The sequence below is a fragment of the Helicobacter burdigaliensis genome (assembly GCF_003670295.1).
GTDB lineage: Bacteria > Campylobacterota > Campylobacteria > Campylobacterales > Helicobacteraceae > Helicobacter_D > Helicobacter_D burdigaliensis.
In genome coordinates, this window is sequence record NZ_QXJG01000002.1 from 66,140 (window position 1) to 78,695 (window position 12,556).

General features: G+C 34.0%; 24 protein-coding genes. All 24 read left to right on the forward strand.

Features of this window, described 5'->3' with window-relative positions:
• The first annotated feature begins 1 nt into the window (after position 1).
• The 24 genes from rplP (at position 2) to EBF09_RS01740 (ending at position 12,539) form a co-directional block, all read left to right on the forward strand.
• Positions 2-427 (forward strand): 50S ribosomal protein L16, encoded by a 426-nt coding sequence (gene rplP, locus EBF09_RS01625; protein WP_111229612.1) that lies wholly within the window; start codon positions 2-4, stop codon positions 425-427.
• On the forward strand, positions 414-608 hold the full coding sequence (rpmC, locus tag EBF09_RS01630; protein WP_121763409.1) for a 50S ribosomal protein L29: 195 nt from the start codon (positions 414-416) through the stop codon (positions 606-608). The genes rplP and rpmC overlap by 14 nt, the downstream gene beginning before the upstream one ends.
• Positions 608-874, forward strand: a complete 267-nt coding sequence (rpsQ, locus tag EBF09_RS01635; RefSeq protein ID WP_111229610.1) for a 30S ribosomal protein S17 — start codon at positions 608-610, stop codon at positions 872-874. Before rpmC ends, rpsQ begins: the two co-directional genes overlap by 1 nt.
• The gene (rplN, locus tag EBF09_RS01640; RefSeq protein ID WP_111229609.1) at positions 871-1,239 is read left to right on the forward strand and encodes a 50S ribosomal protein L14; all 369 of its coding nucleotides are present in this window, start codon (positions 871-873) and stop codon (positions 1,237-1,239) included. The genes rpsQ and rplN overlap by 4 nt, the downstream gene beginning before the upstream one ends.
• The gene (gene rplX, locus EBF09_RS01645; protein ID WP_121763410.1) at positions 1,239-1,469 is read left to right on the forward strand and encodes a 50S ribosomal protein L24; all 231 of its coding nucleotides are present in this window, start codon (positions 1,239-1,241) and stop codon (positions 1,467-1,469) included. The genes rplN and rplX overlap by 1 nt, the downstream gene beginning before the upstream one ends.
• Positions 1,470-1,473: 4 nt before the next feature.
• Positions 1,474-2,028: a 50S ribosomal protein L5 gene (gene rplE / locus EBF09_RS01650; RefSeq protein WP_121763411.1), complete on the forward strand. Its 555-nt coding sequence runs from the start codon at positions 1,474-1,476 to the stop codon at positions 2,026-2,028.
• A complete protein-coding gene (locus tag EBF09_RS01655) occupies positions 2,021-2,206 on the forward strand; it encodes a type Z 30S ribosomal protein S14 (RefSeq protein WP_026943278.1) in 186 nt (61 codons plus the stop codon). The genes rplE and EBF09_RS01655 overlap by 8 nt, the downstream gene beginning before the upstream one ends.
• Positions 2,207-2,215: 9 nt before the next feature.
• Complete coding sequence (rpsH, locus tag EBF09_RS01660; RefSeq protein ID WP_111229606.1) at positions 2,216-2,611, forward strand: 30S ribosomal protein S8; 396 nt, start codon at positions 2,216-2,218, stop codon at positions 2,609-2,611.
• A 9-nt stretch (positions 2,612-2,620) separates the two neighbouring features.
• A complete protein-coding gene (gene rplF, locus EBF09_RS01665) occupies positions 2,621-3,157 on the forward strand; it encodes a 50S ribosomal protein L6 (protein WP_121763412.1) in 537 nt (178 codons plus the stop codon).
• A gap of 9 nt (positions 3,158-3,166) precedes the next feature.
• On the forward strand, positions 3,167-3,523 hold the full coding sequence (gene rplR / locus EBF09_RS01670; RefSeq protein ID WP_121763413.1) for a 50S ribosomal protein L18: 357 nt from the start codon (positions 3,167-3,169) through the stop codon (positions 3,521-3,523).
• Positions 3,524-3,531: 8 nt separating this feature from the next.
• On the forward strand, positions 3,532-3,972 hold the full coding sequence (gene rpsE / locus EBF09_RS01675; protein ID WP_121763414.1) for a 30S ribosomal protein S5: 441 nt from the start codon (positions 3,532-3,534) through the stop codon (positions 3,970-3,972).
• 9 nt (positions 3,973-3,981) lie between these two features.
• On the forward strand, positions 3,982-4,383 hold the full coding sequence (rplO, locus tag EBF09_RS01680; protein ID WP_121763415.1) for a 50S ribosomal protein L15: 402 nt from the start codon (positions 3,982-3,984) through the stop codon (positions 4,381-4,383).
• A complete protein-coding gene (secY, locus tag EBF09_RS01685; protein WP_121763416.1) occupies positions 4,383-5,642 on the forward strand; it encodes a preprotein translocase subunit SecY in 1,260 nt (419 codons plus the stop codon). The genes rplO and secY overlap by 1 nt, the downstream gene beginning before the upstream one ends.
• A complete protein-coding gene (gene map, locus EBF09_RS01690; protein WP_121763417.1) occupies positions 5,642-6,400 on the forward strand; it encodes a type I methionyl aminopeptidase in 759 nt (252 codons plus the stop codon). Before secY ends, map begins: the two co-directional genes overlap by 1 nt.
• 3 nt (positions 6,401-6,403) lie before the next feature.
• Positions 6,404-6,622: a translation initiation factor IF-1 gene (infA, locus tag EBF09_RS01695; RefSeq protein ID WP_121763418.1), complete on the forward strand. Its 219-nt coding sequence runs from the start codon at positions 6,404-6,406 to the stop codon at positions 6,620-6,622.
• A 212-nt stretch (positions 6,623-6,834) separates the two neighbouring features.
• Positions 6,835-6,948: a 50S ribosomal protein L36 gene (rpmJ, locus tag EBF09_RS01700; protein ID WP_005022299.1), complete on the forward strand. Its 114-nt coding sequence runs from the start codon at positions 6,835-6,837 to the stop codon at positions 6,946-6,948.
• Between the two features lie 11 nt (positions 6,949-6,959).
• Positions 6,960-7,328: a 30S ribosomal protein S13 gene (gene rpsM, locus EBF09_RS01705; protein WP_111229599.1), complete on the forward strand. Its 369-nt coding sequence runs from the start codon at positions 6,960-6,962 to the stop codon at positions 7,326-7,328.
• Between the two features lie 9 nt (positions 7,329-7,337).
• Positions 7,338-7,730 carry a 30S ribosomal protein S11 gene (gene rpsK, locus EBF09_RS01710; protein WP_111229598.1) on the forward strand — a complete coding sequence of 131 codons (393 nt, stop codon included), beginning with the start codon at positions 7,338-7,340 and terminating at the stop codon, positions 7,728-7,730.
• An 11-nt stretch (positions 7,731-7,741) separates the two neighbouring features.
• On the forward strand, positions 7,742-8,368 hold the full coding sequence (rpsD, locus tag EBF09_RS01715; RefSeq protein WP_121763419.1) for a 30S ribosomal protein S4: 627 nt from the start codon (positions 7,742-7,744) through the stop codon (positions 8,366-8,368).
• Positions 8,369-8,387: 19 nt separating this feature from the next.
• Positions 8,388-9,374, forward strand: a complete 987-nt coding sequence (locus tag EBF09_RS01720; protein ID WP_121763420.1) for a DNA-directed RNA polymerase subunit alpha — start codon at positions 8,388-8,390, stop codon at positions 9,372-9,374.
• A gap of 12 nt (positions 9,375-9,386) precedes the next feature.
• Complete coding sequence (gene rplQ / locus EBF09_RS01725; protein WP_121763421.1) at positions 9,387-9,737, forward strand: 50S ribosomal protein L17; 351 nt, start codon at positions 9,387-9,389, stop codon at positions 9,735-9,737.
• A 199-nt stretch (positions 9,738-9,936) separates the two neighbouring features.
• Positions 9,937-10,440: a ubiquinol-cytochrome c reductase iron-sulfur subunit gene (petA, locus tag EBF09_RS01730; RefSeq protein ID WP_121763422.1), complete on the forward strand. Its 504-nt coding sequence runs from the start codon at positions 9,937-9,939 to the stop codon at positions 10,438-10,440.
• A 9-nt stretch (positions 10,441-10,449) separates the two neighbouring features.
• Positions 10,450-11,679, forward strand: coding sequence for a cytochrome b (locus EBF09_RS01735; RefSeq protein ID WP_121763423.1), 1,230 nt, complete (start codon positions 10,450-10,452; stop codon positions 11,677-11,679).
• 11 nt (positions 11,680-11,690) lie between these two features.
• A complete protein-coding gene (locus EBF09_RS01740; protein ID WP_121763424.1) occupies positions 11,691-12,539 on the forward strand; it encodes a c-type cytochrome in 849 nt (282 codons plus the stop codon).
• Positions 12,540-12,556 lie beyond the last annotated feature (17 nt).

The following is a 12,556-nucleotide window of genomic DNA, read 5'->3' on the forward strand; positions in this document are numbered from 1 at the left end:
CATGTTAATGCCAAAAAGAACGAAATATAGAAAGCAAATGAAAGGTAGAAATCGCGGTAAAGCATTTCGTGGAACTTCACTAGCTTTTGGTGAGTTTGGAATTAAGGCTTTAGAGCATGGAAGAATTGATTCGCGTCAAATTGAAGCAGCGCGTATTGCGATGACTCGTGCTACAAAAAGAACAGGAATGGTTTGGATTAGAGTATTTCCAGATAAGCCACTCACTGCAAAGCCTCTTGAAACTCGTATGGGTAAAGGTAAAGGTGCAGTAGATAAGTGGGTTATGAATATTAAGCCAGGAAGAATTATTTATGAAATGGGTAGTGTTGATGAAGCTTTGGCAAGACATGCATTATCATTGGCACAAAGTAAGCTCCCTTTTAAAACAAAAATTGTAACTAGAGAGGGTGAAAATGAAATTTACTGAGATTAATACAAAAAGTCTTGAAGAATTAAAGACACTTTTGAAAGAAAAAGAAACTTCATTGTTTGAGTTAAGAATCAAGCTTAGAACAATGCAATTAACAAATTCTAGTGAAATAAGAGCTACTAAAAAAGATATTGCGAGAATTAAAACGGCTCTTAATGCACTACAAAGGAGGGCTTAATGAGTGCAACACAACCGCATAAAAGAGTAGTGCAAGGTAAAGTTGTAACTAAAACAGGCGATAAGAGTGTTACAATTTTGGTAGAAAGAAGAGTAACACATCCAAAATATAGAAAAATTGTTAAAAGATTTAAGCGTTATATTGTGCATGATGAGAATAATAGCGTAAAAGTAGGCGATGTGATTGAAGCGATTGAATGCAAACCTATTTCAAAAAGAAAGTCTTTTACACTCCATAAAGTTGTTTCAGTAGGGGTTGAGCTATGATACAAAGTTTTACAAGATTAAATGTAGCTGATAATAGTGGTGCAAAAGAAGTAATGTGTATTAAGGTTCTTGGTGGAAGTAAGAGAAGATATGCAACAGTAGGTGATGTGATTGTTGCTTCTGTAAAAAAAGCTCTACCAAGTGGTAAAGTTAAAAAAGGACAGGTTGTAAAAGCAGTTGTTGTAAGAACTAAAAAAGAGCTTCATAGAGAAGATGGTGCTTTAATTAGATTTGATGACAATGCAGCAGTTATTTTAGATAGCAAAAGAGAACCTATTGGAACTCGTATTTTTGGACCTGTGGGAAGAGAAATTCGTTATGCTAATTTTATGAAAATCGTATCTTTAGCACCGGAGGTATTGTAATGGCAAAGTTTAAAATTAAAAAGGGCGATATGGTAGAGATTATCGCAGGCGATGATAAAGGCAAGAAAGCTAAGATTTTACGCGTAATCCCTAAAAATTCTCAAGTGATTGTAGAGGGTTGCAAGGTAGCTAAAAAAGCAGTAAAGCCAAGTGAAAAAAATCCAAAAGGTGGCTTTATTGATAAAGAAATGCCTATCCATATTTCAAATGTTAAGAAAGCGGAGGATTAAGTAGATGTTTCAATTAAAAGCCGCATATAAAAATGAGATGAGAGCAAAATTAGCAGAAGAGCTAGGAATTAAAAATCCTATGCTTTTACCTAAGCTAGAAAAGATTGTTATTAGTGTAGGTGCAGGAGAATATGCAAAAGACACTAAGATTATGCAAAATATTGCAGACACTATTTCACTGATTGCAGGTCAAAAAGCTGTAATTACAATCGCTAAAAAATCTGTTGCAGGATTTAAAATGCGCGAAGGTATGCCTATGGGTGTAAAAGTTACTTTAAGAGGGAATCAAATGTATAACTTCTTAGAAAAGTTAATCGTGATTGCTCTTCCAAGGGTAAAGGACTTTAGAGGTATTCCTAGAAATGGATTTGATGGTAGAGGGAATTATAACTTTGGTATCACAGAACAACTTATTTTCCCAGAGGTAGTGTATGATGATATTATGGTAAGTCATGGTATGAATATCACTTTTGTAACATCAGCTACAAATGATAAAGATGCTTTTAAATTGCTAGAACTTTTTGGCTTACCTTTTGCAAAAGGAAGAACAAATGGCTAAAAAATCTATGATAGCAAAAGCTGCTAGAAAACCTAAATTTAAAGTAAGAGCATATACAAGATGCTCTATTTGTGGAAGACCACATTCAGTTTATAGAGATTTTGGTATTTGCCGTGTTTGCCTTCGTAAAATGGGTAATGAAGGGTTAATACCTGGACTTAGAAAAGCAAGTTGGTAAGGGGAAAATATGGTAAATGATATTATTGCAGATTCACTAACAAGAATTAGAAATGCAAGTATGAGAAGATTGGATACTACAACTTTATATTATGCAAAGATTGTAGTGTCAATTTTAGAAGTTTTCCAAGCTAAAGGCTTTATTGAGGGCTATAAGGTTGTAGAAAAAGATAAAAAGCAATCTATTAATGTAGTATTAAAATATGATGAAAAAGGACGCTCTGTTATCAATGAAATCACTAGAATTTCAAAACCAGGTAGAAGAGTGTATAAGGCTAGAAGCGAGTTAAAACATTTTAAAAATGGTTATGGGACAATTGTAGTTAGCACATCTAAAGGTGTGATTGCTAATGATGAAGCTTATAAGGCAAATGTTGGCGGTGAAGCCCTTTGCAGTATTTGGTAGGAGAAATTTATGTCAAGAGTTGGTAAAAAACCTATTAGCATTCCAAGTGCTATTTCAGTTAGTGTAGAAGGAAGCAAAATAGTTTTTAAGGGTGGTAAGCTTACTAAAGAATTAGAAACTTACGGACGTGTTGGAATTGCTTGTAAAGAAAATGAGCTTGTTTTCTCTTTGGTGGGAGAAGATGCACAATCAAGAGCTTATTGGGGAACTTATAGAGCTTTAGCAAATAATATTGTAATAGGTTTGAGTGAAGGTTTTACAAAGCAATTAGAAATTAATGGAGTAGGTTATAAAGCAGCAGTAAAAGGAAAAGTTTTAGAACTTGCTTTAGGGTTCTCACATCCTATTAATTATGATATTCCTGAAGGCGTTGAAATTAGCGTAGATAAAAATATTATCGTAATTAAAGGTGCTGATAAACAACAAATCGGACAAATTGCAGCAGAAATTAGAGAGTTTAGACCACCAGAGCCTTACAAAGGTAAGGGAATTAAATACAGTGATGAGCGTATTATCCGCAAAGCTGGTAAAACTTCTAAAAAATAAGGGTAAGTCATGACAAGTAAGATTATTAGAAGAAAAAGAACTCTAAGAGTTAAAAGAAAATTAAGAATTCGTTCCAAAATCTTTGGACATGCAACAACCCCAAGATTGAGCATTTTTAGATCTAATAGATATTTTTATGCACAAGCTATTGATGATACAAAGGGTATTACTTTAGCAAGTGTTGATGGTAAAAAAATGGGCTTAAAATGCAACAAAGAAGATGTTAAGAAAATCGCTAAAGCTTTAGCTGATAATTTAAAAGCGAAAAACATTAGTGAAGTAATCTTTGATAGAAATGGTTATCTATACCATGGTGTTGTTGCTAGTTTTGCAGATTCTCTTCGTGAGAATGGAATAACTCTGTAGGGGATAATATGGAAATTAATAGAGAAGACTTTAAAGAAGTTGTGGTAAATGTTGGTCGTGTAACTAAAGTTGTTAAAGGTGGTAGAAGATTTCGCTTTAATGCATTAGTTGTTGTTGGTAATAAAGATGGGCTAGTTGGTTTTGGTTTAGGAAAAGCTAAAGAAGTTCCAGATGCTATCAAAAAAGCCATTGATGATGCTTTTAAAAATATCGTTAAAGTAAATATTAAAGGCACTACAATCGCACATGATGTTCAAGAGAAATATAATTCAAGTATCATCTTGCTAAAACCTGCAAGTGAGGGTACTGGTGTGATTGCGGGTGGATCTGTGCGTCCTGTATTAGAAATGGCAGGAATTAAGGATATTTTGACAAAATCTCTAGGCTCAAATAACCCTTATAATGTAGTGCGTGCTACTATTGAAGCACTTACTAAAGTAAAAGCTTAAGGAGAGTTTATGGCATTAGAAAATCTAGCACCTGCTAAAGGTAGTGTAAAAAAAATCAAAAGAGTAGGACGCGGACAAGGTAGTGGTATGGGTAAAACTTCCACAAGAGGTGGAAAGGGACAAACTGCTAGGACAGGTTCTAAGCAAAAAAGAGGTTTTGAGGGTGGTCAGCAACCCTTACAAAGAAGATTGCCAAAAGTAGGTTTTACAAGTAGGGTTGTGAAGCCTTATGTAATTAATGTGCAAAAAATTGAAAAAGTAGCTGCTTTATCAGAAATTACTTTTGAAAGCATTAAAGAAGTGCATAGCTTCCCTTCTTATACTACAAGTATAAAGCTTATTGGAGCGAATGCAAAAGATTTAGCTTCTAAAATTAAAGATGAAAGAATTAAAGTAAGTGGACAAAAATAATGAGTAAAACAATCGTTACTAAGATACTCATTACTTTAGGCTTTCTTTTAGCCTATCGTGTATTGGCTTATGTGCCAGTACCGGGTGTAGATACTGCAGCTATTAAAGCTTTTTTTGATAGCAATTCTTCTAATGCACTTGGATTGTTTAATATGTTTAGCGGTAACGCTGTGGAACGATTAAGCATTATTTCTTTGGGGATTATGCCTTACATTACAGCTTCAATTATTATGGAATTATTGGCAGCCACTTTTCCTAATCTTGCTAAAATGAAAAAAGAACGCGATGGAATGCAAAAGTATATGCAAATTGTGCGTTATGTTACAGTTGTGATTACTTTGATGCAAGCTGTGGGTGTTTCTATTGGTTTAAAAAGTTTAGGAAATGGTCCTAATGGCGCTATTATGATTGATATGAATGTATTTATTGCTATTTCTGCATTTTCAATGTTGTGTGGAACCATGATGCTTATGTGGATTGGAGAACAAATCACACAAAGAGGTATTGGAAATGGTATTAGTTTAATCATTTTTGCAGGAATTGTATCAGGGATACCTAGTGCAATAGCAGGAACTTTTGAACTTGTAAATACTAAGCAGTTAAGTTGGTTGGCACTTCTATTTATTTTGGCTATTATCATTATAACAGTAGTTTGTATTATCTTTGTGGAGCTTGGTGAGCGAAGAATACCTGTTTCTTATTCAAGAAAAGTGGTTATGCAAAATCAAGATAAAAGAATTATGAATTATATCCCTATTAAGCTAAATCTTAGTGGAGTGATTCCTCCTATTTTTGCTTCTGCTTTATTGATGTTTCCTAGCACACTTCTACAAGCTTCTTCTAATGAAGTGATTATGAAAATAGCAGACTATTTGAATCCTAATGGATATATTTATAATGTATTGATGTTTTTGCTGGTTATCTTTTTTGCCTATTTTTATTCTTCTATTGTATTTAATGCAAAGGATATTTCAGAAAATCTTAAAAGACAAGGCGGTTTTATCCCTGGAATTAGACCGGGTGAGGGAACTGCAGGATTTTTAAATAATGTTGCAAGTAACTTGACTTTTTGGGGTTCTTTATATCTAGCACTTATCTCTACACTTCCTTGGGTTTTAGTAAAAGCTTCAGGAGTTCCTTTTTATTTTGGAGGGACAGCAGTGTTGATTGTTGTGCAAGTTGCTGTGGATACAATGAGAAAAATAGAAGCTCAAATTTATATGAATAAATATAAAACACTTAGTGCAGTAGGTCTATAATGGCAATTTCTATTAGAAAACCTAATGAAATAGAGCAATTGCGAAAAGCAAGTAGAATTGTAGCTAAAACGCTTAATCATCTAAAAGCACATATTAAGCCTGGTATGACTTTAAAAGAGATTGACAAAATGGGGGAGGATTTTATCCTCTCTTGTGGTGCTATACCTTCTTTTAAAGGATTGTATGGGTTTAGTGGTTCTGTTTGCACTTCTGTAAATGAAGTGATTATCCATGGTATCCCTAATGATTATCAACTAAAAGAGGGTGATATTATAGGGCTTGATATTGGGACAAACTTAAATGGTTGGTATGGAGATGCTGCAATTACTTGTGGTGTTGGTAATATTTCTAAAGAAGATACAAGGTTAATTGCTTGCTCAAAGGATGCACTTTATTATGCAATTAGTCAGATTAAAGTAGGAATGCATTTTAAAGAGCTTAGCGCTTTGATTGAGCAATTCATCTTGGATTATGGATATGTGCCCTTGTTTGGATTTTGTGGGCATGGGATTGGTAGAAAACCCCATGAAGCACCAGAGATTCCAAATTATCTTGAAGGTAAAAAGGCAAAACAGGGTGATAAAATAAAAGAAGGAATGGTTTTTTGTATTGAACCTATGATTTGTCAAAAAGAGGGGAATCCTAAAATCTTAGAAGATGAATGGAGTGTGGTTTCAACAGATGGTTTAAAAGGAAGCCATTATGAACACACAGTTGCTATTATCAATGGCAAAGCTGAAATTTTATCAAAGGAATAACACTTGGCAAAAGATGATGTTATAGAAGTAGATGGGATTGTTAAAGAGGCATTACCCAATGCGACTTTTCGTGTAGAGCTAGAGAATGGGCATGTTATTTTATGCCATATTGCAGGAAGAATGCGCATGCATTATATTAAGATTTTACAGGGAGATAAAGTAAAGATTGAATTAACTCCTTATAGTTTAGATAAAGGTAGAATCACTTTTAGGTATAAGTAGTTTTTAATAAGCTTTTAAGTATAATTACCACTTTTCATAGTCGTTTAGGTGATGAATAAGCCTTTGGAGGACTATAAACTCAATGCTTAAATTTATTTTTAAGAAGCGATAAATTTTAAATTTAGAGCAATTCAGTAATGTTTTTGGTTTTTTACCAAAAAGCTTGGGGTTTTAGTAAATAAAACTTTAAGAATTAAAAGTTAGGAGAACTTATGAAAGTTAGACCTTCTGTTAAAAAGATGTGTGATAAATGTAAAGTTATCAAGAGAAAAGGCGTGATTCGAGTAATTTGCGAGAATCCAAAACATAAACAAAGACAAGGTTAAAAGGAAAAAGAATGGCGAGAATTGCTGGTGTTGATTTACCCAAGAAAAAGAGAATTGAATATGCTTTAACCTATATTTATGGTATTGGTTTAAAGACTTCAAGAGATATTTTAAAAGCAGTGAATATTTCTTATGATAAGAGGGTGCAAGACCTTGGTGAAGATGAAGTTTCTTCTATTGCAAAAGAAATTCAAGCTCACCACATCGTAGAGGGTGATTTACGCAAAAAAGTTACAATGGATATTAAATCTCTTATGGATTTAGGTAACTATCGTGGTTTAAGACATAGAAAAGGACTTCCGGTTCGTGGTCAAACAACTAAAAATAATGCAAGAACACGAAAAGGTAAGAGAAAAACTGTTGGTAGTGCATCTAAATAAGGGGTAAAAATGGCTAAAAGAAATGTAACTAAAAAAAGAATTGTAAGAAAAAATATAGCAAGAGGTATTATTCATATTTCTGCTGCTTTTAATAATACAAGCGTAACAATTACTGATGAAATGGGAAATGTTATTTGCTGGAGCACAGCAGGTGCATTAGGTTTTAAAGGAAGTAAAAAATCTACTCCTTATGCAGCACAACAAGCTGTTGAAGATGCAGTAGCAAAAGCTAAAGAGCATGGTATTAAAGAATTAGGTGTTAAGATTCAAGGTCCAGGTAGCGGTAGAGAAACTGCTGTAAAAAGCCTAGGTAGCATTGAGGGCATTAAAGTATTATGGTTTAAAGATGTTACACCATTGCCTCACAATGGTTGTCGCCCACCAAAAAGAAGAAGAGTGTAAGGAGTTAGAATATGGCAAGATACAGAGGTCCTGTAGAAAAAATTGAAAGAAGATTTGGTGTTTCTCTTGCTTTAAAAGGTGAAAGAAGATTAGCAGGTAAGAGCGCACTAGATAAGCGTCCATATGCTCCCGGACAACACGGACAAAGACGCGGTAAAATTTCAGAGTATGGTATTCAATTAAGAGAAAAGCAAAAAGCTAGAATGATGTATGGCGTTTCTGAAAAGCAATTTAGAGCAATGTTTGTAGAAGCAAACAGATTAGAAGGAAACACAGGAGAAAATCTAGTAAAGCTTATTGAAAGAAGATTGGATAATGTAGTATATAGAATGGGATTTGCTACTACTAGAAGATTTGCAAGACAACTTGTAACACATGGACATATTCTAGTAGATGGTAAAAAACTAGATATTCCTTCAGCTCTTGTAAATGTTGGGCAAAAAATTGAAATTTGTGAAAAAACAAAAAAGAATCCTCAAATCCAAAGAGCTATCGAGCTTACAAAACAAACAGGTATTGTTCCATGGGTAGATGTGGATCAAGAGAAAGTTTTTGGTATTTTCACAAGAATGCCAGAGAGAGAAGAAGTTGTTATCCCTATTGAAGAAAGGCTCATTGTTGAGTTGTATTCTAAATAAGGCTTAAAGGAGAATAAATATGAAAAGTATTAAAACTTCTCCTCATGTTCCCAACAAAATAGAGGTACGTGAGGTTGGCAAAAATAGAATACAAATCACAGCTTATCCTTTTGAGTTTGGATATGCGATTACTCTAGCACATCCTTTGCGTCGTTTATTGTTAGGAAGTTCTGTGGGATATGCTCCAACAGCACTTCATATCGCAGGTGCTACACATGAATTTGATTCAGTTCGCGGTGTGGTAGAAGATGTATCGCATTTTATTGTGAATCTTAAAACTATCCGTTTTAGAATTAAAGATGAGAGTGAAGTTGTAAGCATTGATTATAAATTTAATGGTCCTAAAGTAATTAAGGGTTCGGATTTGGCAAATGATTTAGTAGATATTGTAACTCCAGATATTCATTTAGCTACGATTAATGAAGATGCAGTATTGAATTTTTCAATTGTGGTTAAAAAAGGTATTGGTTATGTGCCAAGCGAGGAAACAAGAAAAGAAGTTCCAGAGGGCTATATGCCACTTGATGCTTATTTTACTCCTGTTAGCAATGTTACTTATTCTATTGAAAATGTGCTTTTAGAAGATGATCCAAACTTTGAGAAAGTAATTTTTGATATTCAAACAGATGGTCAAATCGAGCCTTTGGCAGCGTTTAAAAATGCATTAAGTGTTATGCATAAGCAAATGGCAATTTTTAATTCTGAATTGGATATTGAAGTGCCAGAGGTTGAAAATGGAGAGGAAAATCCAGAACTTAAAAAAATGCTCCAAACTATTGATAGTCTAAATTTGAGCGCAAGGAGCTTTAATTGTCTTGATAGATCAGGTATTAAGTATCTAGGAGAATTGGTATTACTTAGTGAAGATCAAATCAAAGAAATTAAAAATTTAGGTAAGAAATCTTTGGATGAAGTTACAGCTAAATTAGAGGAATTGGGTTATCCAGTAAGCAAGGAAATACCTGAAGATTTAGCAGCGATACTAAAGAAAAAATTTGGAAAATAATAAGGAATAATCATGAGACATGGACATGGATATAGAAAGCTTGGAAGAACATCATCTCATAGAAAAGCACTACTTAAAAATCTAACAATTGCGTTGATTAAAAGTGAGAAGATTGAGACTACTCTTCAAAAAGCTAAAGAATTGCAAAGCTATATTGAGAAATTAATCACAAGAGCTAGAAATAATGATAATATGGCTCATCAAGTTGTCTTTTCGCATCTACAACATAAAGGAAGTGTGAAGAAGCTAGTAAAAGAGATTGCACCTAAATATGTAGATCGCAAAGGTGGTTATACAAGAATTATCAAAACAAGAACAAGAAGAGGTGATGCTGCAGAAATGGCTTTTATCGAGCTTGTTTAATAAAGCAGATTCCCTGCTTTATTCTTCTTTATTTTTATAATTTTCTACTCTTACAATTTTTTATATTCTTTTTACTAAAAAGGAACAAACTTTTTATTTTATTCCCCTAAATTTAAGCAAATCTTCCATTTTTATAAGTTTTCTATGCTAGAATTATGTGTTTAAAATATAAATTTTATTTCTTATTAGGAGGGAATAAATGGCAGATAATGTCAATCGTAGAGACTTCCTTGGAATGACTTTAGGTGGTATTGCAGCTGTTGGTGTTGGTGCATCATTGGTTGCTATGAAAGCTACTTGGGATCCATTGCCAAGCGTTGTTGCTTCAGGATTTGTTACTGTGGATCTTAGCTCAATGAAAGAAGGTGAGTATAGACAAGTAGAATATAGAGGAACGCCTGTATATATCATTAAAAAAACTACAGAAATGAAAAAATGCGAAGATAGAGATGTGGTAGTGGGCAATGCAGATTATAGTTTAGGAATACAAGTATGCACACATCTTGGATGTATTCCATCATATGATACAGGAAAAAGTGAATTTCATTGTGCCTGTCATGGAGGAAGATTTGATGCCTGTGGTAGAAATATTTTTGGACCGCCTCCTATTCCTATGAAGATACCTCCCTTTAAGATTGATGGGGAAAAATTGGTTCTTGGAGAAGAGGGTCCAGAATATAAAAAGTTAGTAGGAAATGCATAAGGAGTTTTAATGGCACAAATACAAAAGGCGAATGGTATTGTTGATTGGCTAGACCAAAGAATAGCATTGAAACCTCTTATGAAGGTTTTAATGACAGAATATTGGATACCAAAAAATATTAGTTTTCTTTGGGCTATGGGTATAGTTTTGGTGGTGTTATTTACACTTTTAGTGGTTTCAGGATTATTCTTGCTTATGTATTACAAACCCGATGCAAAATTGGCATTTGATAGTGTGAATTATACAATTATGCAAGAAGTAAAATATGGTTGGCTGTGGAGACATCTGCACGCTGTGAGTGCTTCTGTTTGTTTTTTAATTATCTATATTCATATGTTTGTAGCAATTTATTATGGTTCTTATAAACGCGGAAGAGAGATGATTTGGCTCACAGGTATGATTTTATTTGGATTATTTTCCGCAGAAGCCTTTAGCGGATATATGTTGCCTTGGGGACAAATGAGTTATTGGGCTGCAGCTGTTATTACAAATCTTTTTAGTGGTATTCCTTTAGTAGGACCAGATTTAACAGAGTGGATTAGAGGTAACTTTATTGTTGCAGATTCAACATTGACAAGATTCTTTATGCTTCATGTTGTGCTTTTGCCAGTGGTGATTATTATGGTGATTGCAGTGCATTTTTATACTTTGCGTGTTCCGCATGTTAATAATATGTATGGTGAAGAAATTGATTTTGAAGCAGAAGCAGAAAAGTTTAAAGCAGGAAATAAAAAAGATTCTAAAGTTATTCCTTTTTGGCCCATGTTCTTATCAAAAGACTTTTTTGTGGCAAGTTTCTTTTTAGCAATTTTATTCTATCTAGTTTGCTACCATTATAGCTTTGCATTAGACCCTATTAACTTTGATCCAGCAGATCATTTAAAGACACCTCCACACATCTATCCAGAGTGGTATTTCTTATGGAGTTATGAGATTCTAAGAGGATTCTTCTTTAGTGCGGATTTAGGGTTGATCGCATTTGGTATTGCAAATGTTATCTTTATGCTTTTGCCATGGCTTGATAGAAGCAATGTAGTAGCTCCTGCACATAAACGCCCCGCATTTGCTGTATGGTTTTGGGTTTTAATTGCGGATATGATTGTTTTAACCATTTATGGTAAATTACCTCCAACAGGGGTAAATGCTTATATTGGTTTTGCAGCTACAATTCTTTTCTTGGCTTTATTCTTTGTAATTTTACCTATTATTACAAAGCTTGAAAACAATAAGAAAGCATAAGGAGTAGAGCAATGAAAGAATTTTTAGCATTAGTTATTGTGGTTGTGATTACAGGTGTTATTTATTGGGGAGTGGAGCCTTTTGCACACTCTCAAATGAATCCAGAAGTGGCTCCAGCAGACTATAAGTTTTCAGATTTGCCTGCTTTAAATGCAGAGGGTGAAGCAAATATAGAAAATGGTAAAAAGCTTGTTATGGAAAATTGTGTAGCTTGCCACTCTATTAAAAAAGAGAGTGTTGCTTCTCCGTTTTCTCCTAGTGATGCAATAGCAGCTTATGGAGTAAATCCACCTGATTTAAGCACAGCAGGTTTTATTTATGATAAGCATTTTTTAGCAAATCTTTTAAAAGATCCAGCAGTCGCTACAAAGCAAACACATAAATTTACAGAGATGCCTCATCCTATGCCAGCTTATAATTGGATGAGCGATAGAGATATTTTAGATATGGTTGCCTATTTAGAGTCTATCGCTCCAAAAGAGCTTAGCGATAAAGAAGTTTTTATGGACGCTTGTAGTAGATGCCATGGTATGAAATATGATAAAGTAAGTGCAGAGGGTGGATTAACTACTTATATGGGGACAAAAGTTCCAGATCTTTCTATGATGATTAGAAGTAGAAGTTTAGATTATTTACATACTTTCATTAACGATCCACAAAAAAGACTTGCAGGAACTGCAATGCCAAGAGTTGGTTTAAGCGAGCAGAGTGAAAAGCAAGTGATTGCCTATATGGAAAGCGTTGGTGATAGTAAAAAAGCTGAGCGCGAATCTCTAGGCTATAAACTTATAATCTTTATGGTGGTTATGGGTGTTGTTGCATACCTTTGGAAAAGAAAAATTTGGAAGGATGCTCATTAAAATTAGCTAGCCTTTAG